General features: G+C 72.0%; 22 protein-coding genes. 10 read left to right on the top strand and 12 right to left on the bottom strand.

Going from position 1 to position 24,998, the window contains the following annotated elements; translation table 11 throughout:
- Nucleotides 1-176: 176 nt before the first annotated feature.
- On the bottom strand, nt 177-1,088 hold the full coding sequence (locus tag IZR01_RS26520) for an alpha/beta hydrolase (RefSeq protein ID WP_194925422.1): 912 nt from the start codon (nt 1,086-1,088) through the stop codon (nt 177-179).
- A 109-nt stretch (nt 1,089-1,197) separates the two neighbouring features.
- On the opposite strand from IZR01_RS26520, the gene IZR01_RS26515 reads away from it, so the two are divergent.
- Both IZR01_RS26515 and IZR01_RS26510 read left to right on the top strand, forming a co-directional pair.
- Nucleotides 1,198-1,725, top strand: coding sequence for a MarR family winged helix-turn-helix transcriptional regulator (locus IZR01_RS26515; RefSeq protein WP_323747104.1), 528 nt, complete (start codon nt 1,198-1,200; stop codon nt 1,723-1,725).
- Nucleotides 1,726-1,867: 142 nt separating this feature from the next.
- Nucleotides 1,868-2,161 (top strand): hypothetical protein, encoded by a 294-nt coding sequence (locus tag IZR01_RS26510; RefSeq protein ID WP_194896803.1) that lies wholly within the window; start codon nt 1,868-1,870, stop codon nt 2,159-2,161.
- A gap of 21 nt (nt 2,162-2,182) precedes the next feature.
- Here the strand turns inward: IZR01_RS26510 and IZR01_RS26505 are convergent, their stop codons facing one another.
- Both IZR01_RS26505 and IZR01_RS26500 read right to left on the bottom strand, forming a co-directional pair.
- Nucleotides 2,183-2,779: an NADPH-dependent F420 reductase gene (locus tag IZR01_RS26505; RefSeq protein ID WP_194896802.1), complete on the bottom strand. Its 597-nt coding sequence runs from the start codon at nt 2,777-2,779 to the stop codon at nt 2,183-2,185.
- A 17-nt stretch (nt 2,780-2,796) separates the two neighbouring features.
- The gene (locus IZR01_RS26500) at nt 2,797-3,606 is read right to left on the bottom strand and encodes an inositol monophosphatase family protein (protein ID WP_194925420.1); all 810 of its coding nucleotides are present in this window, start codon (nt 3,604-3,606) and stop codon (nt 2,797-2,799) included.
- A 67-nt stretch (nt 3,607-3,673) separates the two neighbouring features.
- Between IZR01_RS26500 and IZR01_RS26495 the strand changes: the two genes are divergently transcribed.
- Nucleotides 3,674-4,576 carry a LysR family transcriptional regulator gene (locus IZR01_RS26495; RefSeq protein ID WP_194896800.1) on the top strand — a complete coding sequence of 301 codons (903 nt, stop codon included), beginning with the start codon at nt 3,674-3,676 and terminating at the stop codon, nt 4,574-4,576.
- 84 nt (nt 4,577-4,660) lie between these two features.
- Nucleotides 4,661-7,918, top strand: coding sequence for an ATP-binding protein (locus IZR01_RS26490; RefSeq protein ID WP_194925419.1), 3,258 nt, complete (start codon nt 4,661-4,663; stop codon nt 7,916-7,918).
- Here IZR01_RS26490 and IZR01_RS26485 read toward each other — a convergent pair.
- The 3 genes from IZR01_RS26485 to IZR01_RS52520 form a co-directional block, all read right to left on the bottom strand.
- Nucleotides 7,902-8,666: an ABC transporter permease gene (locus IZR01_RS26485; protein WP_194896798.1), complete on the bottom strand. Its 765-nt coding sequence runs from the start codon at nt 8,664-8,666 to the stop codon at nt 7,902-7,904. The two genes, IZR01_RS26490 and IZR01_RS26485, sit on opposite strands and share 17 nt — an antisense overlap.
- Entirely contained in the window at nt 8,663-9,664 is a 1,002-nt protein-coding gene (locus IZR01_RS26480; RefSeq protein WP_194925418.1) for an ATP-binding cassette domain-containing protein, read from the bottom strand. The genes IZR01_RS26485 and IZR01_RS26480 overlap by 4 nt, the downstream gene beginning before the upstream one ends.
- Before the next feature lie 164 nt (nt 9,665-9,828).
- On the bottom strand, nt 9,829-10,245 hold the full coding sequence (locus tag IZR01_RS52520) for a MarR family winged helix-turn-helix transcriptional regulator (protein ID WP_194896796.1): 417 nt from the start codon (nt 10,243-10,245) through the stop codon (nt 9,829-9,831).
- A gap of 88 nt (nt 10,246-10,333) precedes the next feature.
- On the opposite strand from IZR01_RS52520, the gene IZR01_RS26470 reads away from it, so the two are divergent.
- Both IZR01_RS26470 and IZR01_RS26465 read left to right on the top strand, forming a co-directional pair.
- Nucleotides 10,334-11,173: an alpha/beta fold hydrolase gene (locus IZR01_RS26470; RefSeq protein ID WP_194925417.1), complete on the top strand. Its 840-nt coding sequence runs from the start codon at nt 10,334-10,336 to the stop codon at nt 11,171-11,173.
- A gap of 105 nt (nt 11,174-11,278) precedes the next feature.
- Nucleotides 11,279-11,806 carry an NUDIX hydrolase family protein gene (locus IZR01_RS26465; protein ID WP_194899436.1) on the top strand — a complete coding sequence of 176 codons (528 nt, stop codon included), beginning with the start codon at nt 11,279-11,281 and terminating at the stop codon, nt 11,804-11,806.
- 28 nt (nt 11,807-11,834) lie between these two features.
- On the opposite strand, the gene IZR01_RS26460 is transcribed toward IZR01_RS26465, so the two are convergent.
- Nucleotides 11,835-13,025, bottom strand: coding sequence for a CopD family protein (locus tag IZR01_RS26460; RefSeq protein ID WP_228560280.1), 1,191 nt, complete (start codon nt 13,023-13,025; stop codon nt 11,835-11,837).
- 276 nt (nt 13,026-13,301) lie between these two features.
- On the opposite strand from IZR01_RS26460, the gene IZR01_RS26455 reads away from it, so the two are divergent.
- Nucleotides 13,302-14,747, top strand: coding sequence for an MFS transporter (locus tag IZR01_RS26455; RefSeq protein WP_194925416.1), 1,446 nt, complete (start codon nt 13,302-13,304; stop codon nt 14,745-14,747).
- 127 nt (nt 14,748-14,874) lie between these two features.
- Here IZR01_RS26455 and IZR01_RS26450 read toward each other — a convergent pair whose 3' ends face one another.
- Nucleotides 14,875-15,435: a MarR family winged helix-turn-helix transcriptional regulator gene (locus IZR01_RS26450; RefSeq protein ID WP_194899434.1), complete on the bottom strand. Its 561-nt coding sequence runs from the start codon at nt 15,433-15,435 to the stop codon at nt 14,875-14,877.
- Between the two features lie 145 nt (nt 15,436-15,580).
- Here IZR01_RS26450 and IZR01_RS26445 point away from each other — a divergent pair, with 145 nt between their 5' ends.
- Entirely contained in the window at nt 15,581-16,792 is a 1,212-nt protein-coding gene (locus IZR01_RS26445; RefSeq protein WP_194899435.1) for an MFS transporter, read from the top strand.
- On the opposite strand, the gene IZR01_RS26440 is transcribed toward IZR01_RS26445, so the two are convergent.
- Nucleotides 16,776-18,356, bottom strand: a complete 1,581-nt coding sequence (locus IZR01_RS26440) for a helicase HerA-like domain-containing protein (RefSeq protein WP_194925415.1) — start codon at nt 18,354-18,356, stop codon at nt 16,776-16,778. The genes IZR01_RS26445 and IZR01_RS26440 overlap by 17 nt on opposite strands.
- A gap of 103 nt (nt 18,357-18,459) precedes the next feature.
- Nucleotides 18,460-19,629: an endolytic transglycosylase MltG gene (locus IZR01_RS26435; protein ID WP_194925414.1), complete on the bottom strand. Its 1,170-nt coding sequence runs from the start codon at nt 19,627-19,629 to the stop codon at nt 18,460-18,462.
- A gap of 170 nt (nt 19,630-19,799) precedes the next feature.
- Here IZR01_RS26435 and IZR01_RS26430 point away from each other — a divergent pair, with 170 nt between their 5' ends.
- Entirely contained in the window at nt 19,800-21,356 is a 1,557-nt protein-coding gene (locus tag IZR01_RS26430; RefSeq protein WP_194925413.1) for a ricin-type beta-trefoil lectin domain protein, read from the top strand.
- A 124-nt stretch (nt 21,357-21,480) separates the two neighbouring features.
- On the opposite strand, the gene IZR01_RS26425 is transcribed toward IZR01_RS26430, so the two are convergent.
- Nucleotides 21,481-22,287 (bottom strand): DUF4232 domain-containing protein, encoded by an 807-nt coding sequence (locus tag IZR01_RS26425; RefSeq protein ID WP_194925412.1) that lies wholly within the window; start codon nt 22,285-22,287, stop codon nt 21,481-21,483.
- 134 nt (nt 22,288-22,421) lie between these two features.
- On the opposite strand from IZR01_RS26425, the gene IZR01_RS26420 reads away from it, so the two are divergent.
- Nucleotides 22,422-23,864: a helix-turn-helix domain-containing protein gene (locus tag IZR01_RS26420; RefSeq protein WP_194925411.1), complete on the top strand. Its 1,443-nt coding sequence runs from the start codon at nt 22,422-22,424 to the stop codon at nt 23,862-23,864.
- 121 nt (nt 23,865-23,985) lie between these two features.
- Here the strand turns inward: IZR01_RS26420 and IZR01_RS26415 are convergent, their stop codons facing one another.
- On the bottom strand, nt 23,986-24,672 hold the full coding sequence (locus IZR01_RS26415; RefSeq protein ID WP_194925410.1) for a choice-of-anchor P family protein: 687 nt from the start codon (nt 24,670-24,672) through the stop codon (nt 23,986-23,988).
- Nucleotides 24,673-24,998: the final 326 nt, after the last annotated feature.

The following is a 24,998-nucleotide window of genomic DNA, read 5'->3' as shown; positions in this document are numbered from 1 at the left end:
GTCGGGCGGAATCTGGTCGGACGGAAATCGCCCGGGAACAGCGGGCAGGCCGCAGCCGCGGGTTCGCACAGAGTCCCGCATGGTGTGCCTCCCGAGGGTGTCCGCGCGTTGATCACTCACGTGAGCGCTTCCACCCCGGTGCACTCAGCACACCATCGGATACTCCGAACGGGTCGTCACCGCGCGGCCGACACGCCCAGGTGCTGGCTGATGAACAGCGCCGCGCGGTCCAGGGCCCGGCCCGCCTCGTCGAGCGCCGGGCCGAAGGCCTGGAACACGTGCGGCACCGCGGCGGTGACGTCCAGGATCACGTCCACGTCGGCCTCGGTGGCACGGGCCGCGAGCCGTACCGCGTCGTCGAGCAGGAGCTCGTTGGTGCCGACCTGGAGCAGCATGGGCGGCAGCCCGGTCAGGTCGGCGTACACGGCCGGCGACAGCAGCGGCTGGGCCGGGTCCTGGTCGCCGAGGTACATCGCGGTGGTGTGGCCGAAGCCCTCCCGGGTGAAGTAGGGGTCGCGGTCCTGCCTGGTGACCATCGACGCGCCGGCGCGCGTGAGGTCGACGCCCGGCGAGAACGCCACGATCGCCGCGGGTTGCGGCAGACCGGCGGCGCGGGCGGCCAGGCAGGTGGACACGCTCAGCCCGCCGCCGGCCGAGTCGCCGGCGAAGACGATCGCCGCCGGGTCGGTGCCGGCGTCGAGCAGGGCGCGGTAGGCGGCCAGGCAGTCGTCGACCGCGGCCGGGAACGGGTGTTCCGGGGCCAGCCGGTAGTCCAGCGAGATCGCCGCGACCCGGGTCCGGGTGACCAGGTTCGCGGTGTTGACGAACCCGGTGGCCGGTGAGCCGAGCACCCAGGATCCGCCGTGCAGGTACAGGATCGTCCCCGGCCGGGGCTCCCCTTCGGGATCGACCCGGAGCGCGGGGCGCCCGCCGAGCTCGGTCGGGGTGCTGCGCACGTCCTCCGGGGCCGGGAACTGCGCCATCATCGCGGCGAACCCTTCCCGCAGCTGCCCGATCGGCAGCGGTTCCGGCTCATGCGCTTCCTTCTGGAGCATCGCTTCCAGGTCACGCCGCTGTTGCCAAGTCATGAGGTCCTCCGGGAGGTGGTTGTCGTGAAGCCGGTGTCGGCTGCGCTGGTGTCGCCATATACATGCCCAAGAAGTAGATGCCGTGGCATGTATGAGTAGACTATATGCCGTGGCATCTACTTCAGCAACCGGCCCCGGCGGCGCGGGCGACGACCCCGGCCCGGCCGACCCCTCCGACCTCGCCCCCTCCGACCTCGCCGCCTTCTTCGACGACCTGGTGCGCTGCGAGACCCGGCTCTACAACGCCGTCGGCGACAAGCTGCGCGCCGAACACGGGATCGTCACCTCGCAGTACGAGGGGCTGCGCTTCGTGCGCGACCACCCGCGGTGCCGGGTCGCCGACATCGCCACCACGTTCGCCATCGGCATCGGCGCCGCGAGCAAGATCATCGACCGGTTCGAGGCCAACGGCTGGGCGGCCCGGCTACCGAACCCGGCGGACCGGCGCTCGTCGCTGATCAGCCTCACCGCCCACGGCGCCACGCTCGTCGCAGAAGCCGAACAGACCTTCCACGGCCACCTGGCGGACCTGATCACGGCCGCGATCGGCGCCGAACAGGTGAGCGCTGTCGGGGCGGCGCTCGCCACCCTGCGACAGACCCTTGAGGACGCACGCGTCGGCGTGCCGGTGGGCTGAACACACGCGCGCCAGCTCAGCGCCCCCCAGATGGACCCGCTCCGCAAGCCAGGCCTCCGATCCGGCGGAAAAGATCAACAGGCAACCGACCAGCGTCGGCCGGCTGGATGCGCCGGGCCGGCGCCCAGGAGAAGGAGTGTTCATGATCAAGCGCATGGCGGCGATGTTCGCCACCGTCACCGTGGCCGGCGGCCTCGGGGCGGCGACCGCCCACGCCTCGGCCGCGCCCGACGGACCCGGCGCGGTGCACGCCGCCGCCACCACTATCAAGACCGACACCATCCCGCCCGGCTACAGCAAGCAGGGCAGCTACTACTGGCACGACAGCTGCGAGGCGGCCGGGCAGGCCGGGATCCCGAAGTCCTGGACCGCATACCTCTGCATCGGCGACGGCTGGCCCTGGGACTCCTACGACCTGTGGGTCAAGCGCACCTGACCTTTCCTAGTCAGCTCGCGGTCAGCGGGCGATCGAGACCGCGAACGGCGCGAACCCGCCGGAGCGGATCACGTGCGGGACGAACAGGATCGCGGCCTCGGTCGCCCGCGCGGTCTCGATCCCGCCGAGATCCGTGATCCACTCCGGACGCCAGCCGAGATCGCCGAGCAGTCCGCGGACTGTCCGCTTGGCCGCGGGGTCCGCGCCGGACAGGAACGCGGTCGGCGGCTGATCCAGCGAGGCGGGAGCGGTCATCACGGAGTGGAGCATCGTGTTGAGGGTCTTGACGACCTGGGTGTCCGGGAGCGCCGCTTGCAGCCGCTCGGCCAAGCTCGACCCCTGATACATCAAGTCGGCGGGCAGTCCGTCCGGGCCGTCGATCGTCGCGTTGGCGACGTCGATGAGGATCCTCCCCCGCAGCGGCTCGCGCAGCGCGGACAGCCGCTCCAGCGAGCCGGCGCCCGGGGTGGCGTTGACGACGACCAGCGAGGCGGCGATGGCGGCGGCCGCCGAACCCGGCGTGCGGTCCGCGACGCTCACCTGGTGCCCGGCCCGGCTCAGGGCGTCGGCCAGGCCGGCACCGACGCGGCCGTTTCCGAGTATTGCGATTGTGGTCATGGGATCTGGTTCCTTCTTCAGTGGGAAAGCGTGGCGACTGCGGCGGCGTGCACTCCGGGCGCGGCAGCCAGGAAGCTCTCGCTGGCCGGACTCCAGGGCCGGCCCTCGGCGTCCGAGACCCGACCGCCGGCTTCGGTGACGAGCAGCGCCCCGGGCAGCAGATCCGCGCGGGCACCGGCGAACTGCCAGAACGCGTCGACCCGGCCGGCGGCCACGTCGGCCAGGTGCAGGGTCGCCGGGACCGACGTCCGCACCACGAGCGCGGCGCGGAGCATCGCGCCGATCGAGTCGCCGACCCGCCGCACGACCCGCTCGTCCTCGTCCGGGCGCGCCTGGCTGGTCGCGACCAGGCTCAGGCCGAGGTCGGCGGCGCCGGAGACGCGCAGCGGCCGGCCGTCGAGGAACGCGCCGCCGCCGGCCAGCGCGGTGTAGGTCTGGCCGGTCAGCGGCAGGTGGACGGCGGTGAGCACCGGCTCGTTCGCCTGGACCAGAGTCGCGGTCACGGCCCATTCCGGCAGGCCGTGCAGATGGTTGACGTTGCCCTCGGCCGGGTCCACGACCCACCACCGGCCGGCCGGCAGCGCGCCGCCGGCGAGTTCCTCCTGGACCCAGCGTGCGTCCGGCCGCAGGCGCGACAGCCGCGGGCGCAGGATCTCCAGCGCCGCCTCGTCGTTGGCGGCGAGCAGCCGCATCAGGTCCTCGCGGGTGCGGTAGGCCGCCACGGCGCCGAAGCGCTCCCGCAGCACCGAACCCGCTTCGCGGACCGCCGCCGCGGTCTGCGCCAACACCTCGGCGTCGGCGATGACGTCGTTCTTCGTTTCGGTCATGTCCACGACGGTAAGCAGGCCCATCATTAACTACAAGTGCATGTCAAGCACGCCTAGAATGACTCCCATGCAACTGGATCTGAACCTGCTGGCCGCCCTCGACGCCCTGCTCGAAGAGGGCAGCGTGGCCGGGGCCGCCGACCGGCTGCACGTCACCGCCCCGGCGATGAGCCGCAGTCTGGGCCGCATCCGGCGCACCACCGGCGACCAGATCATGGTGCGCACCGGCCGCACCATGACGCCGACGCCCTACGCGATCGCCGTCCGGGCCCAAGTGCACGCGCTGTTGCAGCAAGTCCAGGGCGTCTTGGCGCCGAGCCGCGAGCTGGATCTGCCGGCCCTGGGACGCACCTTCACCCTGCGCTGGCACGATTCGCTGGTCGCGCTCGGCGGACCCGCCCTTCTGGCGGCCGTGCGGGAGCAGGCGCCGGGCGTGCGGCTGCGCTTCATCGCCGAATCCAGCACCGACAATCCGGGGCTGCGGCGTGGCGAGGTGGACCTGGAAGCGAACGCGAACCCGCCGACCGCCCCGGACGTCCACGGCGAGCGGGTGGCCGAGACCGACCAGGTGGTCGTCGTCCGGCGGGGACACCCGCTGGGCGGCGGCCGGGAGGCGCTGACCGCCGAGCGGTACGCCGCCGCCGACCACGTCGCCGTGTCCCGTCGGGGCAACCTGGCCGGCGGCCTCGACGATGCCCTGGCCGGGCTCGGACTGGCACGGCGCGTGGTGGCGACCGCTCCGACCGAGGCCACCGCGCTGGAGTTCGTCCGGGACAGCGACCTGGTGGTCACCGCGCCGGAGTCGACCACGCGGCGTCCGGTCGCCGATCTCGGTCTGCTCGCGCTTCCACTGCCGCTCGACCTGCGCCCGGCGCCGGTCTTCCTGTCGTGGCATCAGCGCTATGACACCGACCGCGCACATGCCTGGCTGCGAGACCTCGCGCGGGCCGCACTGAGCGCACCGCGCTGAGCCGACGGCCGTGCGCCGATCGTCCCGAGCCAGCGCGCCGGGCAGCCTGATGCCCACAACCGCCGCACATGGCAGGATCAGCGCGTGCAGATCGCGATGTTGGGGCCGTTGGAGGTCCGTACGGACGACGGTGGCTTGGCCGACGTCCCGGGCGCGCGCCTGCGCGGAGTACTGATCGCCCTGGCCCTGCGGCCGAACCAGGTGGTGCCCAAGGGCTCGCTGGTCGACTGGATCTGGGGCGAGAACCCGCCGTCCGACGCGGCGAACGCCTTGCAGCGCCTGATGTCCCGGCTGCGCAAGGCGCTGCCGGACGCGGCGATCGACGGGCTCACCGACGGCTACCGGCTGACCGTGGACCCGGACGCGGTGGACGCCGTGCGTTTCGAGCGGCTGGTCAGCGCGAGCCAGGCGGCGGGCCAGGACGTGTCCGAGCGGGCCCGGCTGCTGCGCGAGGCCTTCGCGCTCTGGCGCGGCGACGCGATGCAGGACGTGGGCTTGCAGGAGAGCGGCGCGTTCGAGGCGGTGGTCGTCCGGCTCGAAGGGATCCGGCTGACCGCCGGCGAGGAGCGCTTCGAGGCCGAACTCGCGCTCGGGCGCGGTGCGGAGCTGGTCACCGAGCTGAGCGATCTGGTGGCCGCGCACCCGACCCGCGAACGGCTGGTCGCGGCGCTGATGAAGGCGCTCAACGCCGCGGGGCGCGACAGCGAGGCGTTGCAGGTGTATCAGCGCACAAGGGAGGCGCTGGCCGACGAACTGGGTGTCGACCCCTCGCCGGAGCTGTCCGCGCTGCACGTCGCCCTGCTGCGGGGCGAACTCGGCGGCCGCCGTGAGCAGACGCGCAAGACCAACCTGCGCTCGGAGCTGACGAGTTTCGTCGGCCGGGACGCGGACGTGGCCGCGGTCCGCGACCTCGTCGAGGGGCAGCGGCTCACCACCGTCATCGGGCCCGGCGGCGCCGGGAAGACCCGGCTGGCCGTGGAGGCCGCGCGCACGGCGCTCGGCGATCTGTCGGACGGGGCGTGGCTGGTGGAACTGGCCGCGATCGGCCCGGACGGCGGCGTGGCCGACGTGGCCCAAGCCGCGCTGGCCGCATTGGGTCTGCGGGACACGCTGCTCGGCGAGAACCCGAACGCCGAGCCCGCGGACCGGTTCGTCACGGCGATGCGCGAGCGGCGGGCCCTGCTCATCCTCGACAACTGCGAGCACGTCATCGAGTCCGCGGCGATGTTCGCGCACCGGGTGCTCGGCGAGTGCCGGGGCCTGCGGATCCTGGCGACCAGCCGGGAGCCGCTCGGCATCACCGGTGAGGCGCTGTGGCCGGTCAGCCCGCTGAGGCTGCCGGCGCAGGACGCGGACCGGGACGAGATCGCGGCGTCCCCGGCCGTCCAGCTGCTGCGGGACCGGGCCCAGGCGGTGCGCCCGGATCTGGCGGCCGACGCCCAGCAGCTGGCCACGATGGCCCGGGTGTGCCGGGCCCTGGACGGGATGCCACTGGCCATCGAGCTCGCGGCGGCGCGGCTGCGGACCATGTCGGTGGAGCAGCTGGCGAACCGCCTCGATGACCGGTTCCGGCTGCTCACCGGCGGCAGCCGGATCGCGTTGCCCCGGCACCGGACGCTGCGCGCGGTGGTCGACTGGAGCTGGGAGCTACTGTCCGATGAGGAACGCGTGGTTCTGCGACGGCTCTCGGTGTTCTCAGGCGGGGCGAGTCTGGAGGCTGCCGAGCAGGTCTGCGCCGGGGTCGAGGTCGGGGCCGAGGTCGAACCGGAGTCGGTGCTGGAGCTGCTGACCGCGCTGATCGAGAAGTCGCTGGTGGTCGCCGACGGCGGGGCTGAGGACGCGCCGCGCTATCGGATGAGCGGCACGATCCGGGAGTACGCCGGGCAGCGGCTGGCTGAGGCGGGCGAAGCGGAGGCGACGCGGGAAGCCCACCTGGCCTACTTCACCTCGCTGACCGAGACCGCGGAACCGGAGCTGCGCCTGGCCGATCAGGTGAAGTGGCTCGCCGTCCTGAACGCCGAGCACGGCAATATCGCGGCGGCCATGCGCGGCGCGCTCGCGGCCGGGACGCACGCGGCCGAAGCACGCGCCGCCAGCTCGCCTGCGGCCGAGGCACCTGCGGCCGGTGCGCTGGCGGCCGGTGCGACGCAGGCGGCGATGCGGCTCGCCGCGTCCTCGGGCTGGTACTGGTGGCTGGCCGGATTCCGGAGCGAGGGCCTGGAGTACCTGACCGCCGCCGCCGCGCTGCCCGGCGAGACGACCGACGAGGTCCGGGCCGTGGTCTACGCGCTCATCGGCATGTTCGTGACCTCCGGGCGGAGCGACGAGCACGCCGCCGAGGAGTGGATCCACAAGGCGTACGAGGCCAGCCGGCACATAGAGCCCAGCGCGCACCGGCACCCGGGGATCGCCCTCATCGAGCCGCTGGAGCGGCTGCTGCGGGCGCCACAGGAGATCCTGTCCGCGTTCGAGCCACAGCTGGAAGACGAGAATCCGTGGGTGCGCGCCCTGGCCCGGCTACAGATGGGCAAGATGCGGGTCATGTTCGGCCAGGGCGGGCTGGACGCGGACGAGTACCTGGAGACGGCGCTCGCCGAGTTCCAGGCCCTCGGCGAGCGGTTCGGGATCTCGTTCGCGCTGACCGAGGTGGCCGATCGGATCACCATGCGCGGCGAGTTCACCAGGGCCGCGGAGCTCTATGAGCAGGCGGTCGTGGTGCTCTCCGAGGCCGGTGCCCCCGAGGACGTCATCCGGATGCAAGCCCGCCTGGCGATGCTCTACTGGATGGACGGCAACGAGCAGGCCTCGGCGGCCGCGATCGGCGAGGCCGCCCAGAACGCCGAACGCGTCAGCTGGCCGAACGCCCGGTTCGAGGTGGCGCTGGCGAAGGCGGATCTGGCCCGGTGGTCCGGCGAGCCCGCGGAGGCCCGGCGCCAGCTCGGCATCGCGACGTCCGTGCTGGGCGCGGAAGCGGAGCGGGCGAACTTCCGCGCGACGCACCACGATCTGCTTTCCCGCCTCACCGAAGACCTGGGCCAGGCCCGCACCCACAGCGCCGAGGCCATCGCGGCCGCGGCCGAGACCGGGCTTCCGCTGCTGATCGGCGCGATGCTGGTCGGAGTGGCGGACCTGGCCCTGCGCGCCGACCGGCCGGAGCAGGCCGCGCGACTGCTCGGCGCGGCCGCCGCACTGCGCGGACTGCCCGAGGACTCGCTCCCGGACGAGGCGCGGATCGAGCGGGAAGCGCGAAACCGCCTCGGTGACATGGAGTTCACCGAGGCGGTTCGGCAGGGGAGCCGGACCGACTGGTCCGAGCTCACCCAGGTCACGCTCGCTTCTTGAACGTCGACACCGCCCACAGGTAGCCCAGGACGGCGAACCCGACGCACCAGGCCAGGGCCTGCACGGTGTGGCTGGTCGTGAGGTGGCCGCCGGAGAGCAGCCCGCGCAGCGTCTCGATGATCGGGGTGAAGGGCTGGTACTCGGCGAACTGCTTCACCCCGGTCTTCATGGTCGAGGCCGGCACGAACGCGCTGCTCAGGAAGGGCAGCATGATCAGCGGCACGGTCGCCAGCCCGGCGGACTCCACCGACTTGGCGGCCAGCCCCATCGCCACCGTCAGCCAGCTGGTCGCGAAGGCCAGCAGCAGCACCAGGCCGATCGCGCCGAGCCAGTCGAGCAGGCTGCCGTGGGAGCGGAAGCCCATCGCGAAGCCGACGCCGATGATGGCCCCGACCGCTATCACGCTGCGGACCGTGGTGGCCACCACGTGGCCGGTCAGGACCGCGCCGCGGGAGACGTCCATGGTCTTGAAGCGGTTGATGATGCCCTTGGTCATGTCGTCGTTGACGGAGGTCGCGGTCGGGCCCAGGCCGTAGGTGATGGCCATGACGATCAGGCCGGGCACGGCGTAGTCCACGTAGCTGCCGGGGACCTTGAACGCGCCGCCGAAGACGTACACGAACATCAGCATCATGACGATCGGGAAGAGGATCGCGTTGAAGACGGTCACGGGGTTGCGGACGGTGTGGCGGAAGTTGCGGCGCAGCATGATCGCCGAGTCGCCGAGGGCGGTGGATGGGGTGCTCATGATGCGGTCGCCTCCGTGGCGGGGTGGGTGGACTGGTTGGACTGGTCGGACTGGGCGGCCTGTGCGGCGGACTCGCCGTCGGCCGGCTGCCCGGTGAGGGCCAGGAAGACGTCGTCGAGGTCCGGCGTGTGCACGGAGAACTCCTCGGAGTCGAGCCCGTGCTCGTCGAGCCGGTCCAGCAGGGCCCGCAGTGCGCGGGAGGTGCCGTCGCCGGGCACGCGCAGGGTCAGCTCGGACTCGTCGCGCGTTCCGGAGGGCAGCACCCGCGCCGCGCTGTCGAGCTCGGCCAGGGTCGCGAACCTGAGGCGCACGTGGGTGCCGGGGATCTGGCGCTTGAGCTCTTCGGGAGTGCCGTGCGCGACGACCCGGCCGCCGTCCAGCACCGCGATCTGACCGGCCAGCTGGTCGGCCTCGTCCAGGTACTGGGTGGTCAGGAAGATGGTCGTGCCCTCGGCCACCAGCTCCCGCACGATCTCCCACATGGTCCGCCGGCTCCGCGGGTCCAACCCGGTGGTCGGCTCGTCCAGGAAGATGATCTGCGGGCTCCCGACCAACGTCATCGCCAGGTCCAGCTTGCGCCGCATCCCGCCGGAGTAGGTCGACGCCTGCTTGTCCGCGGCCTCGCTCAGCTCGAAGCGCTCCAGGAGCCCGGAAACCAGCTGCCCGGCAGAGCGGATCCGCTTCAGGTCGGCCATCATCCGCAGGTTCTCGCGCCCGGTCAGCAGCTCGTCGACCGCGGCGAACTGCCCGGTCACGCCGATCGCCGACCGCACCTGCTTGGTCTGGGTGGCCACGTCGAACCCGGCCACCCGTATCGCCCCGGCGTCCGGCTTCATGAGCGTGGTGAGTACGTTCACCGTGGTCGTCTTGCCGGCCCCGTTCGGGCCGAGCATCGAGAAGACCGAGCCTGAGGCGACCTCGAAGCCGATGCCGTCCAGGACGACTTTGTCGCCGTAGGTCTTCCGCAGTCCGGTGACTGCGATCGCTGTGTTCTCCATGGCTCAACCATCGCGAGCCGCCCTGACGCGGTCCTGACACCGGCCTGACACGGGCTGACACGACCTGACACGGTCCGGCACCGGCCGACTCAGGGCTCACACACGGACTCGTGCACGGACTCGTGCACGGGCTCACACACGAACTCACACAGCGGGAACGCGGACTACGCGCCGCCCCCGGCGACCCGCTGGAGCAGCGCGAGCAGGGTCGCCCGCTCGCTCTCGTCCAGCGGCGCGAACGACTCGCCCAGCACCTCCTCCGCGATCGGGTGCCCGGCGGCCAGCACCTGCTCGCCCGCCTCGGTGATGAAGTGCTCGACCCGGCGTCCCTTGCCCGGCCGGCGCTGGATCAGCTTCCGGGTCTCCAGCCGGGTCGCCAGCGTGCCGAACGACTGCTCGCCCTGGAACGTCTCGCCGGCCAGCTCCCGCCCCGACGCGCCCGGGCTCCGGGCGATGGCGCGCAGCGCGTCCCACTGCACCAGGGTGGTCCCGACCTCGGCGAGCCGGATGTCCATCGCGCGGTGGTGGCGGTACTGCACCTGCTTGACTGCGTGGCCGAGCGTTTTGATGTCCACGGGCATGCCCCCGATGATAGCCCGACTACACAGTCTTAGCTATCGATACGTAGCTAGGGTTGCGTAGCTAAGCATGTGTAGTTATGGTGGGGCCATGACCTCACCGACATCGCGCACCGTCACTGTCCGCCCCGCCTCCGGCGCCGCCGACTCCCGTACCGACCTGGCCATCGCCCTCCAAGAGTCTGGCCCGCAGTCCGGCCCGCAGTCCGGCCGCACCGCCCTGGTCCTGCACGGCGGCGGGGGTCCGGGCACCGTCGCCAACATCGCCGCGCACCTGGCGCAGACGCACCGGACCCTGCTGCCCACCCACCCCGGATGGAACGGCACCGAGCGCCCCGAGTGGCTGGCGAACGTCGCCACCCTCGCCGAGCTCTACCTCGACCTGCTGCGCGCGGAAGGCCTGCGCGACGTCCTGCTCGTCGGCTCCTCCCTCGGCGGCTGGGCCGCCGCCGAGATGGCTGCCCGCGACACCGAGGGCCTGGTCGGCGCGCTGGTCGTGGTCGACACGGTCGGCATCGTCGTGGCGGGGCTGCCGATGACCGACTTCTTCGCGCTGGACGCCCGCGGGGTGGCGGAGCACAGCTTCCACGACCCAGAGCGCTTCTACGTCGACCCGGCCTCGCTCAGCGACGCCGAGCGCGCCGGTCGGGTCGCGAACATGGCCGCCCTCAGGGCCCTGGCCGGCGACCCCTACATGCACGACCCGGACCTGCCGGGCCAACTGGCGTCCATCAAGGTGCCGAGCCAGGTGCTGTGGGGCGAGTCGGACCGGATCGCGACGCCCGAGTACGGCCGCGTGTTCGCCGGCCTGATCCCCGGCTCGCGCTTCCAGGTCATCGAGCGTGCCGGGCACCTGCCGCAGCTGGAGCAGCCGGCGGTGACGTTCGCCGCGATCGACGCCTTCCTGGCCGAGACGGAGTCGGGATCCTGAAGAGCCGGATCCTGAAGAGCCGGGATCCTGAAAGCCGGGCCCAGATCCTGGACACCGGGAAGCCCATTCCACCCCCGCCACTAGTACGATCAGCCAATGTCCGAAATGATCGAGACGACCCCGGGTTGGTTCCCGCCGTCCGAACTCGAGCAGATCCGCGCCCACCTGCCGATCGTCTACGTCCAGGCGGTCCCGGTCCGCGTAGACGCGGCCGGCGAGGTGACCAGCATCGGCCTCCTGCTGCGCATCTCCCCCGACGGGGAGATCACCCGCAGCCTGGTCTCCGGCCGCGTGCTGCACCACGAGCGCCTGCGCGACGCGCTGCTGCGCCACCTGGAGAAGGACCTCGGGCCGGTCGCGCTGCCGAACGTCCCGGCCTCGCTCCAGCCCTTCACCGTGGCCGAGTATTTCCCGACCGCCGGTGTCACGCCCTACCACGACCCCCGGCAGCACGCGGTGGCGCTGGCGTACGTGGTGCCGGTCAACGGCGACTGCTCGCCCCGGCAGGACGCGCTCGACCTGGTGTGGCTCACCCCGAAGGAGGCTTCGTCGGACAGCGTCCTGCAGGACATGCACGGCGGCCAGGGGACGTTGCTCCGGCAGGCGTTGGCGCATGTCGGCTGCCTGAGTTGAGCAGCTGAACAGGTAAGCAGCTGAACGTCTAAGCAGCAGAGCTGCTTTGGGCCGGCGTGCTTCGGCGCCGGGCGAGGCGGCCGGAGAAGCGGTAGCCGCCGATCGCCACGACCAGGACGGCGGCCGTCTCCGCCGTGCCCTCGATCCAGGTCGAGGCGGAGACCTGCTTCTGCGGCAGCGTGGGGAGCTTCCCGTGCGGCGCGGTCCCCTGCCTGACGAGATCGGCCTGGTAGGCCTGGTTCCGCGCGGAGCCGTGCAGGAACTGCGCGACGAACACCAGCGCCAGCACCATGGCCACCTCGACGCCGACCACGAGCGGGAAGCGGCGGACGAGGATGGTGCGCAGCGGACGGTCCTCGCCGGCGGCGCGCAGCGCGTCGATGCGCGGATGCATCCAGAACTGGTTCACCGCGCCGAGGACGAGCAGGCCGCCGAACAGCACGAGCTTCACCCCGAGGACGCGGCCGTACATGGTCGTGAACAACTGGCTCGGGCCGTCCACATGCTCCCAGTAGAGGAACAGGCCGGACAGCAGGATGGCCGCGACGCAGCCCATCGCGGCCGCCGCGAACCGGCGGATCGCCGCCGACCAGAACGCGGAGTCCAGCCCGCTGCGCAGCCCGAGCACCACGAGTCCGACCAGCCCGCCGATCCACACGCCGGCGCCGATCAGGTGCAGCATCCACATGAAGGTCTGGAAGACCCCCAGGCCCAGATCGGCGGGCCGCTTGGCCGGGAAGTTCGTGGCCCCCAGGGCGACGGCGCCGAGCACCAGCCCGGCCGTCCACAGCCCGGTGGCCAGCGGCTTCGGGAGCACCCGGCGGACGGCCACGGGCAGCAGGATCAGGGCACCGATCGGCGGCAGGACGGTCTCCAGGCCGGCCAGCAGGCCGGCGTTCGAGCCGTCGAAGAGCGCGCGCCAGGCGGACCCGAAGTCGTAGCCTGACGCACTCCGGGCATGGTGGCTGAGCACCGCGGGGAACGCCAGCACCCCGGCCGCGACCGCGGCCCACGCCAACCGCCCGCGCACCAGCCGCTCCGCCCGGTCGCCCACGGCGTTCGCCGGTGCCGCGACCACCAGCGCCAGCGCGACCAGCCCGACGAAGGACATCAGGGTCGCCCAACTCGCCCAGGACACGGCGCTGCTCTCGAACGAGCCGAGCGGGGTGGACGGCGCGGGCGCGCGGGCGGCGAGAGCAAGGGCAGGCGTGGCGATCAAGGTTCCCCCTGGGGATGGATGAGGTGGCGAGGGTTAGGTTAGGCAAACCTAAGTTGATCGTCAACGCCCGAGGAGTGAGAAGCAGCCCACATCCGGCGCGGCCGACTCAGCCCACAGACACCTGCGGCCCGCGCCCGCCTGCGAGTTTCGGCCGACCACTCGCCGGCACCAAGAGATCCGATTCAGCCCTCACCGACACCCGCCACCAGCACCTCCGCCCCGCACACCCGCCGACTTCGGCCGCCGCCGAAACGTCCCACCCCTACCGTCATCGATATGTCGACAGCGCAAACAGCCTCGGCCGCCGCCGCACCCGCACCCACACCCACACCCACACCCACGGCCGCACTCCCCCGGGCCGGAGTGACCCTGCTCGCGACCTGCCTGGCCCTGTTCCTGGGCCAGGTCGACACCACCGCGGTGAACGTCGCCCTGCCCGCCGTCCGGCACGACCTGTCCGGCGGCCTGGCCGGGCTCCAGTGGGTCGTCGACGCCTACAACGTCACCTTCGCCGCCCTGCTGCTCACCGGCGGCACGCTCGGCGACCGCTTCGGCCGCCGGCACCTGTTCCGGATCGGGGTCGCGGTGTTCGTGCTCGGATCCGCCGCCTGCGCGCTCGCGCCCGGCCTGCCGATGCTGCTCGCCGGGCGGGTGACGCAGGGCGCGGGAGCCGGGATGATGCTGCCGCAGAGCCTTGCGATCCTGGCCACGGCGTTCCCGGGGCGGCGGGAGCGGAACCGGGCGATGGCCGCGTGGTCGCTGGTGGCCGGGAGCGGGCTGGCCGTCGGGCCGACGCTCGGCGGGCTCGCGGTGCAGACCCTCGGCTGGCAGTCGATCTTCTGGGTCAACGTGCCGATCGGGGTGGCCGCGCTGGCGCTGACGCTGCGCCACGTCCCGGAGTCGCGGAACCCGGACGCGCGCTCGCTCGACCCGCTCGGCCAGGTCCTGGCCGTCGTCTCGCTCGCGCTGATCACGTTCGTGGTGGTGCAGGGCCGCGAACTCGGGTGGACCTCGCCGGCCACCCTGCTGTGCGTCGCGGGGTGCGTGGCCGGACCGGTGGCGTTCGTGGCCGCCGAGCGCCGCCGCCGCGCGCCGATGATCCCGCTGCCCCTGCTGCGTCGCGGGCAGCTGCCGGTGTCGATGATCGTCGCGGCGTGTATGACGTTCGGGATGTACGGCATGCTCATGCTGACCAGCCTGATGTTCCAGCAGGAGCGCGGCGCCTCGGCGCTGGGCGCCGGGATGGGCATGCTGCCGCTGGCCGTGGCCGCCACCGTGCTGTCCCCGCTGACCGGGCGGCTGGTGACGAAGCACGGGCCGCGGCTGCCGATGACCGCCGGAATGGCCGCGATGGGTCTGGGGATCCTGATCTACGCCGTGGCCGGCGCGGACGCGAACCTGCTCCTCCTGGAGACCGCCTTCACCGTCATCGGCGTCGGGCTGGCGCTGAACACCGGCCCGGTGGTCGGCGTGGCGGTGTCGGCGGTGGCCCCGGAACTGGCCGGGCTCGCCTCCGGTCTGGCGAACCTGGCCCGGATGTTCGGCGCCACGCTCGGTGTGGCGGTTCAGGGCACGGTCATGGACCTCGCCGCCAACGGTGCGACCAGCGGCCCGCACTTCGTCCACGGCCTGCGGGTCGCGCTCACGGTGGCCTGCACCGTCGAGTTCGCCGGAGCCGTCGTGGCCTACCGCTACGTCGCCAATCCGCGGCCCGCGGCCTGACTAAGCGGGTCGAGCCGGGTAAGCCGGGCAACTCAGTTGAGCCGGTCCAGCCAGGCAATCCGGTCGAGCCGGGCAAGCGGTTCCAGCCGGGAAATCCAGCAGCGCCGTATCGCCCCCGACGACCGGCTCAGCGCTTGGCCGCCCGGTTGAGCTGTTCGACGGTCTCGACCAGCGGCACCAACCGCGGATCGGTACGCGCGTCCGCCAGCGCCTCGCGCAGCGCGGCGTCCTGCGTGGGCCGGGCCTCGGCCAGCAGCGCGAGACCGGCGGGCGTGACGTTGGTGTAGATGCCGCGCCGGTCGGTGGGGCACAGGTAGCGCTCCAGCAGGCCGCGGTCCTCCAGCCGGGTGACCAGGCGGGTCGTCGCGCTCTGACTCAGCACGACCGCGTCCGCGACCTGGGTCATCCGCAGGTGGCCGCCGTCGCCGTCGTGCTGGGCGCTGAGGACGTCCAGCAGCGAGAACTCGCGGACGCTCAGGTCGTGGGTCTGGAGGGCGTGCTCCAGGTGGGTCTCGATCCGGCCTTGCAGCAGCGACAGCGCGTACCAGCCGCAGGCCAGCCCGAACGGGACCGGAGCGGGGGCGGCCGGGGTAGCGGCAGCCGACGCGTCTGAGGTGTCCGGGGCAGCCGGGGTGTCAGTGGCGGCCGGGGTGCCGGTGCCGGCGGTGCCGGAAGCGGTGGCGGTCATGGCGTGGCGTCCTTTCCTTCCTCGCAATATACCGCGTGTGCAATCGTTGCGTTTGCAAGTACATGCGTCTGCAATTATTGTGGGGGCTCGTAAGCCGCTCAAGCAACAGCACCGGACACCGGCAACGCCCATGGAGGGCCACCCCATGCCTCTCGCGCTCCTCGCCCTGGCCATCGGGGCCTTCGGCATCGGCACCACCGAGTTCGTGCCGATGGGCCTGCTCCCGCAGATCGCCGGCGACTACGGCGTCTCGATCCCCTCGGCCGGCCTGCTGGTCACCGGCTACGCGCTCGGCGTCGTGGCCGGCGCCCCGCTGATGACCGCGCTCGGCACCAAAATCGGCCGCAAGACCATGCTCATGCTGCTCATGGGCCTGTTCGTACTCGGCAACCTGATCTCGGCGCTGGCCCCGTCCTTCGAGGTGATGCTGGCCGGCCGGATCGTGACCGCGCTGGCCCACGGCGCCTTCTTCGGCATCGGCTCGGTGGTCGCCGCCGAACTGGTGGCCCCGGAGAAGAAGGCCGGGGCGATCGCCGGGATGTTCACCGGCCTGACCGTGGCGAACGTGGTCGGGGTGCCGCTGGGCACCCTGGTCGGCCAGGCCGTCGGCTGGCGGGTGACGTTCGCCGTGGTGGCCGCGCTCGGCGTGGCCGGGCTGGCCGGCATCGCCAAGCTGGTCCCGCCGCTGCCCCGGCCCGAAGGCGCGCACCTGCGCCGGGAGCTGGCCGCCTTCCGCAACACGCAGGTCGTGCTGGCCATGGCGATGACCGTGCTGGGCTTCGGCGGGGTGTTCGCCGCGATCACCTACATCGCGCCGATGATGACCCACGTCGCCGGCTACTCCACCGGCGCGGTGACCTGGCTGCTGGTGCTGTTCGGCCTCGGCATGTTCCTCGGCAACCTGATCGGCGGCCGGTACGCCGACCGGCGGCTGATGCCCATGCTCTACACCGCGCTCGGCGGGCTGGCCGTGGTGCTGCTGGTGTTCACCGCCACCGCGCACAACAAGATCCTTGCCGCGATCACCATCGTGCTGATCGGCGCCCTGGGCTTCGCCACGGTCCCGCCGCTTCAGAAGCGGGTGCTGGACCAGGCGCACGGGGCGCCGACGCTGGCCTCGGCGGTCAACATCGGCGCCTTCAACCTGGGCAACGCGCTGTCGGCGTGGCTGGGCGGCGTGGTGATCTCCGCCGGGCTCGGCTACACCGCGCCGAACTGGGTCGGGGCGCTGCTCGCCGGATCCGCGCTGGTGCTGGCGCTCTGGTCGGCCGCGCTGGAGCGGCGGGGAGATTCCCGGGCCCCGGCGTTCCACACAAACGCCGGGACCCGTCCGTCACCCGCTACCCCCGTTTCCTAGTTCCGAAAATACTTCGGGTGATCTCGCGTACCGCCGTGTTCATGGCCCGCTTCACCGTGGCCGATCCCAAGGCCTGATCAATGAGGTTCGGCGGCGCTTTGGGCGCGGCGGTGGGCCGGCTCCGGGCCTCCCGCTCAGCCCGCTTCGCCTCGTCTTCCATCTCCTTGGCCGCCTCCTTCGCCGCGGCGGCGTCCTCGGCGGCCTGCTGCGCCTGCGCCTCGCGGGCGGCCAGGATCTCGTACGCCGACTCCCGGTCGATCGCCGGTCCGTAGGTCGCCAGCAGCGGCGAGGCGTTCACGATCCCCTGCACCACCGCCGGATCCGCCTCGGCCATCAGCGACTCCGGCGCCCGCAGCCGGGTCCAGGCCACCGGCGTCGGGGCGCCGTTCTCGGACAGCACCGTCACCACGGCCTCGCCGATGCCGAGGTTCTGGAGCACCTCGGCGAGGTCGTACTGGGACTTCGGGAACGTCGAAACCGTCGCCTTCAACGCCTTCGCGTCGTCCGGGGTGTAGGCGCGCAGGGCGTGCTGGACCCGGTTGCCGAGCTGGGCCAGCACGTCGCCGGGCACGTCCTTCGGGGTCTGCGTGACGAAGAAGATGCCGACGCCCTTGGACCGGATCAGCCGCACCGCCTGGGTGATCGCGGCGACGAACGCCTTGGACGCGCCGTTGAACAGCAGGTGCGCCTCGTCGAAGAAGAACACGAGTTTGGGCCGGTCCAGGTCCCCGACCTCCGGCAGCCGCTCGAACAGCTCCGCGACCAGCCACAGCAGGAACGTGGAGAACAGCTCCGGACGGCTGGCCACCCCGGGCAACTCCAGCAGCGACACCACGCCGCGGCCGTCCGGCGTGCTGCGGATCAGGTCCAGCGCCCCGAACTCGGTCTCGCCGAAGAACGGCTCGGCGCCCTTGGCCTCGAACGCGGTCAGCTCGCGCAGGATGACCCCGACGGTCTGCGGCGAGAGCCCGCCGATCGCCTTGAGCTCCGCCTTGCCCTCATCACTGGTCAGGTAGAGCAGCACACTGCGCAGGTCCTTGAGGTCCAGCAGCAGCCAGCCCTTGGTGTCGGCGAAGTGGAAGACCAGGCCCAGCGAGGACTCCTGGGTGGCGTTCAGGTCCAGCACCTTGCCCAGCATCGTCGGGCCGAACGCCGAGACCGTCGCGCGCACCGGGATGCCGGTGCCCTGGCCGCCGAGGGCGTAGAACTCGCACGGGAACGCCTTCGGGGACCACTGCTGACCCAGCGCCCGCGTCCGCGCGGTCAGCTTCTCGCTGCCCTCCCCCGGCGCGGCCATCCCGGACAGGTCGCCCTTCATGTCGGCCAGGAACACCGGCACGCCGGCCGCCGACAGCTGCTCGGCCAGGCCCTGGAGGGTCCTGGTCTTGCCGGTGCCGGTGGCCCCGGCGACCAGGCCGTGCCGGGTGAGCATGGCCAGCGGGATGCGGATCTGGGCGTCGGGGTGCGGCTGGCCGTCGACCATCAGCGCGCCGAGGTCCAGGGTCGGGCCGTCGAAGGTGTAGCCGGCGGCGACCGCCCGCACCGGGTCAGTCTCGTTCGTCATCGGTCACCTCGCCGCGCTTGGTGGGACAGGTCACTGGGGCAGGTCGGCGGCCAGATCAGTGGCCAGTTCAGTAGCCGGTTCGGCGGCCAGCTCAGTGGCCGGTTCAGTGGGACAGGCATGTCTGCTCGAACTGGGTCTTCTCGGATTCCTTGAAGAACTTCGTCGCGCCGTCGGCGGCGCACCAGTAGTACCAAGGCTCGGTCGCCGGGGTCAGGACCGCGGCGATCATCTGCTTGGAAGGGATGCTGACCGGGGTCGGCGGCAGACCCTTGTGACCGCCGGTGGCATACGGGTCGGTCGGGTCGGAGACCTCGCGCGCGGTCACCGTGACCCGCTTGCCGGCCTGCTCGCTCAGCCAGTACCTGGTGGTCGCGTCCACGCCCAGGAAGTCGCCGCGGCTCAGCCGGTTCTGGACCGCCTCGGAGACGTCGCGGCCGTCCGGGTCGGCCCGGGTGACCTCGGCCTCGGCCAGCGAGGCGATGGTCAGCGCCTCCTCGGGCGTGCACTGCCGGGCCGGGGCGCACTTCAGGGTCGCGGCCTTCGCGGTCAGACCGAGCGAGTTCAGCTCGTCGACCCGGGCCTTGACCATCCCCGTCAGCACGCTGAGCGGGGTGTCGGAGCTGGTCAGGGTGTAGCGGCCGGGCTCCAGCATGCCCTCGGCCGTCCATTTGCCGTCGGCGCCCTTGGACCAGGGCGGCAGCCCGATCTGGTTGGTGTCGATGAGCTGCTGCAGGTCGTCCTTGTCCCAGTCCCGCTTGTCGGCCAGCGCCCGCAGCGTCTCCCAGCTGTAGTCCCCGGGCCTGACCTCGACCAGCGAGTCCGGGGACAGGTTGGCCGGGTTCAGCAGCTCGGTGATCGCCGACGCCGCGCTGATCTTGGGGCAGACCAGGTAGGTACCGGTGCTGATGTCCCGGCCGGCCTGGTTGTGGCCGACGGCGTCGACGAAGGCCTGGGAGCTGCGAACGACCCCGGCGTCGAACAGCGCGTCACCGATCTCCTTGCCGGTGGCGCCGGTGTGCACCTCGACCAGGACCTTGTGCTTGTCATCGGCCGCGCAGCCGGATTTGCCGAAGTCCGGGGCGTGCGAGGTCTTGGTCAGGCTGACGATGGCGGCGAACGCGAACGCCGCGATGCCGCCGAACACCACCACCGGCACCAGCAGCGGGCCCCAGGCCCGGAGGCGGTCGCGGCGCGTGGGCGGCGGGTCCTCGTGGTCGTCCTCTTCGGGCGCGGCGTAGCCGGTCCCCGTGTTCCCGCTTTCCGGACCACCCACCACGTCACTCCCGATGATCGAACGCTCACTCAGAGGCGATCATGGCGGGATCGGGGCCGGGACGCAGCTCCGCAGGGCCGGATGGGGATCACCCGGCCGGCGTAACGAGCGTGATCGGGGTCAGTATCCTGTTCCCTTCCTGGACCATTCAGCGGGGGTGTCGAGCTTCGATGGACGCAAGTGGAGGCACCGGGCGCCCGGTGCGCGGCCGGTCACTGCACGATGTACTGCACGACCCGGGAACCGGGATCGCACAGGCCGCGGTACTCCCGCTGGACCCGAGCCGGGTGGCGCTGATCGCCCGGGCGATCCTGACCGCGCTGGCGGCGGGCCGGGTGCACGGATACATCAACCCGCACACCATCCTGCTGACCGACGACGGCAACGCCGTGCTGGTCGGCGACCGGGTGGCGATCGGGGCCACGCCGGCGAACGACGTGTACGCACTGGGGACCACGCTGTTCGAGGCGGTCGAGGGCTACGCGCCGCATCCGGCCGAGCCGGTGCCGGCGGCGACCAAGGCCGGGGTGCTGGCGCCGCTGATCGAGGCGCTGACCCGGCGGGATCCGGCGGAGCGGCCGGACGCGGGTCAGGCGCTGGAGTTGCTGACGGAGATCGTGACGGCGGCGGCCGCTTCGGATGCGGCGGCGGCTGCTTCGGGTTCGGGCTTGGGTTCGAGTTCGGGCTCGGGTTCCGGCTCGGCATCGGACTCGGGCTCGGGCTCGGGCTCGGATGACGGTTCAGCGGACGCCGCTGAGACGACGACGTTGCTGCCGCAGGTTCCAAGCTCAACAGATCATGAGGCTGGTGAGAGCCGGGCAACCGAGGCGGGGGATGGCGTGGCCGGGTCCGCCGCGGCTGGCCCTGGCGAAGGCGGAGCCGCCGCAGGCAGCGGGGCTTCCGATGACACGTCACTGCTGCCGCCGGTACCGGCCGACCCCCGAGAGTCTCCCGGTCCTCCCGGTCCTCCCGGTCCTCCCCGACAGCCCGGACAGCCCGGGCCACCCGCACCGCCCCGCTACAGCATTCCGGCTTACCCGGATGTTCCTAACTATGCGACAGATACCCACTCGAACTCGAAGCGGAAGGCACTGGTGATCGGCGGCGTAGTCGCAGCCGTCGTACTCACGGGCGGAGTCGCGCTGGGCGTGACCAAGCCGTGGCACCGGACGGACAACAGCGTCTCGACCGTTCCCGGCGTGCCGGTCGCCTCGACCTCGATCCCGACCACCCCGGCCGCCGCGGCCCCGTCCACGTCGGCGACGCCGGCCACGCCCAGCAGCACCCCGACGCCGACTCCGACCCCCACGCCGTCGACGGCCGCGCCGAGCGCACTGGTGTCGATGACGTTGTGCCTGGACGCGACGAGCGCCGCCGGCGGCGTGCACACCGGGGCCAAGGTCACGGCCGAGGCCTGCCACGGCGGCCCGAACCAGGCGTGGCAGATCCACACCGACGGGACCGTCCACTCCATGGCCGACCCGAACCTGTGCCTGGACGCGGCCTCGCCGAACGGCAAGGTACAGAACGGCGCACAGGTGTCGGCGTGGACATGCCACGGCGGTCCGAACCAGGACTGGGCTTGGAACGCGAACGGAACGGTCTCGCCGGTCGCGAACACGGGGCTGTGTCTGGATGCCGCCGGGCCGGTGCCGATCCACGCCGGGGCGAATGTGACGGCTTGGCCGTGCAATGGCGGGCCGAATGAGAAGTGGGCCAAACAATAAGCATTCGGTGATAAGTACCTATTGCGACCTAGCGGCCTATAAGCGCACTAAGCACCTATTACGGTAGCGAGGGCCCGGCTCACCCCTGCGGAGCCGGGCCCTCGTCGTCTTCTCGCCGCCGCCGCTACTGCTGCGGCGTGTTGGCACCCTGCATCGAGGCGACGGCGTCCGCGACGCCGGCCTCGTAGAGGCCCAACTTCGGCGTGCCGACCGAGCCGCCGCCGAGCGGGAAGTTCTGGGTGGCCGCGTTCGGCATGTTCTGCGAGGCCAGGACGTTGATCTCGGTCAGCGTGGTGGCCGGACCCGAACCGGAGCCGCCCGGGTTGAGGTCGAGGACCGCGTAGGCGGTCTTGCCGGCGTAGACCGGGTAGGCCGGCGGGCCGCCGAGACCGCCCGGGATCAGCGGCCGCACGTCCTTGCTCTGGTCCGCGGACTGCGAGTTGCCGATGGCCACCAGCGGGTAGTAGCTCAGCCCGCACGAGGTGCTGCCGTTGTTGCGGACCGTGATCAGGCGGCGGGTCGGGATGTCGGTCATACGGGTGACCTGGACCGTGAGCTTCGACGGGTCGCAGAGGTGGGTGTAGGCGTAGCTGTCGTCGTTGTGGCCCGAGGACGCGCTGCCGGAGGGCTTGGCGGTGTTCGGCGCCGAGGCCGTGCCGGACGCCGATCCCGAGGAGCCGCCGCGCGCCGGGGTCGAAGAGGTCGCGCCGGTCGCGCCGGTCCCCCCGGTCGACCCGGTCCCGCCGGTCGACCCCGTCGCACCGGCCGCCGACGATGACGTATCCGTGGCGCCACCCGCGGGCGCCGAAGCCGTATTGGTGGACGTCGGCGCGGACCCGGACGCGGCGGGCTTCGAGGACTGGCAGGCGCTGAGCGCCAGGGCCGCGCAGAGCGTGATGGCGGCGGACGAGAGCGTGATCTTCGTGGACATGCCACCAAGGTGCGGCCCATCGCGTCCCACCCGCCACCCCTTGACCCCGATGCGGGACACTGGAACGAAAACAGGTACCCTGAGCTGCGACATCACCCGTTCCTGGAACGGCGCCGAGGAACGGGGAGGACTACGTGGCACGCCACACCGACGACTTCGCGGCCCGCCTACGCACCCTCAAGGACCGCTCGAACCGCAGCTACGGCGCCCTCGCCCAACGCCTGCACACCAGCACCTCGACCCTGCACCGCTACTGCAACGGCACCACGGTCCCCGCCGAATTCGCCCCCGCCGAACGCTTCGCCCGAGCCTGCGGCGCCACCCCGGACGAGGTGCTGGCGCTGCACCGGCTGTGGCTGCTGGCCGACGCGGAGCGCCGGGCGGAGGCCGGAGCGGGGCGCGGTGCGAGTGCGAGTGCGAGTGCGAGCAGTGGGGCGGCTACTTCGGCGGCAGCGGCAAGCGAGCCAGCCGGATCGAGTGCCGCCGAGCCAGCTCAGCGTGGCGACATAGACGCTTCCGCCGACGGCCAGATAGCTGCCTCGAACGCTGGCGAACATGCGCCCGGCGACCGGGCAACCAGTTCCAGCACCGGCGAACTGAGCGACCAAGCAACCGCGTCCGGCCCCGGCACCCCAATCGTTATCAGCCCCGGCAGCCGCACCGAGTCCCCTCGCCCCACCTCTCGCTGGCTCAAGCCGACCCTCGCGGGTCTCGCCGCCGCAGCCGTCCTGGTCCCCCTGGCCATCTACGCGAGCCACGACTCCGGCGCCAGCACTTCCACTAGCCGGTCCGCCGGCGCCCAGGTAAGCGCCCCCTCGCCGTCGCTTTCCCACTCCGCGGCTCCCGGGACCCCGCCGACCGCCTCATCGGCCACGACCACCGCACCGCCGTCATCAGCCTCCAGCCCCAGTTCCGCCTCCAGCTCCAGCTCCAGCTCCGCCCCCGCCACACTCCCGACCCCGGTCACCGTCAACGTGCTGGCCGACAACTGGGACACCGAGTGCGGCCAGTGGTTCTACGCGACCCAGCCCCCGTCCCAAGTCAATCCGCCGCCGGGCCTGCCCGACGTCGGCCTGTGGACCCAGCCCCTGGGCGCGATCCCCGGCAGCCACCTGCGCCTGCAACTCACCGCGCAGGGCATGCCGGGGCGGCAGCCCGTGGTCCTGCACACGCTCTACGTCCACATCGTCGGCGCGAAGCCCGCCCCGAAGGGTGGCTACGGCTACACCATGGGCTCCGGCTGCGGCGGCGGCCTGGACCCGGCCTCATTCGCCCTCGACCTGGACGCCTCGGACCCGAAGGTCAAGGCCGTCACCGGTCAGACCGCCAACGGCGACGTCGGGGTCGCGGACTTCCCGTTCCAGGTCTCCGGGAGCCAGACGCAGGTGCTGAACGTCGACGCGCACTCCACCAACCAGGAGATCGACTGGGAGCTGGTCCTGGTCTGGAGCTGCGGGGACCAGCAGGGCACGCTCACGGTCGACGACCACGGCAAGCCGTTCCGCACCATCGGCCTGGACGGGAAGCCGACCTACTTCTGGGACGGCAGCAAGTGGAGCGCCACCCCGCTGTTTTAAGCGGCGGCCGAACTCGCCGAGCCGCCGGCCCCGCACCCCTGAGTCAAAGAAAGCGGGTCCCGACCCAGTGGCCTGAGTCGGGACCCGCCTGCTAACCCTCAGTCAACCCTCAGTCTCAACCTCAGTGCATGTGGTGCTGCGAGCTGCTGGTGCTGGGCGCCGCGCCGCCACACTGCGCGAACCCCAGCACGACCTCCTGCCCGCCGGCCAGCGTGATGTCCGCGGCCTCGACGGTCAGCGTGCCGTCGTTGTCCGTGCTCTGCTTGTTGAACACGATGCTGCCCAGCGCCGGTACGGCCACGGTCTGGTTCACCCCGGTGGGGATGGTGACCGTGACCGGCGGGAGCGGCGGGAGCGGGGCGGGCGGCGCGACCGGGGTGAAGGTCGCGGTGGCGATGGTCGAGGTGCCGGTGGCGGCGCCGGGCGCGGCCGGGGCGTCGCACTTGGCGTTGATCGCGGTGATCACCAGCGAGCCGACCAGCGGGATGTTCAGCGTGAGGTGGTCGGCGGTGGCCGAGGCCGAGGCGGTGCCGGCCTTGGCGTCGCCGGCGGTGGTGGCGGTGAGCGTGGCGTCGGTGGCGATCGGCCCGAGGTTCAGGCCCACCACGGTCTTGGTCCCGCCGGGCGGGAACTTGGAGTCCGGCGTCGGGTCCACCTTGACCAGGCCGCCGAGGGCCTGCGCGGAAACGACGTAGGCCTCAGCCTGGGGGGCCATGTTGCAGGCCTGCGAGGGCGCGGCGACGCCCAGCGTGGTGCCGAGGAGCGCGGCGGTCATGCCGCAGGCGCGCAGCCCGATTCGGAGACGCATGAGATTCATACCTTTCACGAACTGTTGGACCATTTACGCCAAAGCATTACGGAGCATTAGTGCCGCCCCGGCATTCGCCACGCGCAGACCGGCGCGAAATGCACGAACATCAGCCCGTTGGCTCAGCGGACGTCGAATCTGTGGATGTGAGGGGCGCCCCGGCACCCGGCACCAACCCCGCCGTACTACCCCCGGCGTACACGCGGTGTCTCTCCCCGCCGGATGGCAACGCTGCCCACAACCCGCACGATTGAGCAGGTACCAAGCAGGTACCGAGCAGGAGCACGTTCAGGCAGGCACCCATCAGGTACCACCCACCCACCGCC

Origin of the sequence: Catenulispora pinisilvae, assembly GCF_015356865.1 — a bacterium.
In the GTDB taxonomy this organism is placed as follows: domain Bacteria; phylum Actinomycetota; class Actinomycetes; order Streptomycetales; family Catenulisporaceae; genus Catenulispora; species Catenulispora pinisilvae.
Note: the sequence above shows the minus strand (reverse complement) of the source record. Positions and strands in the feature narration are given on the sequence as shown.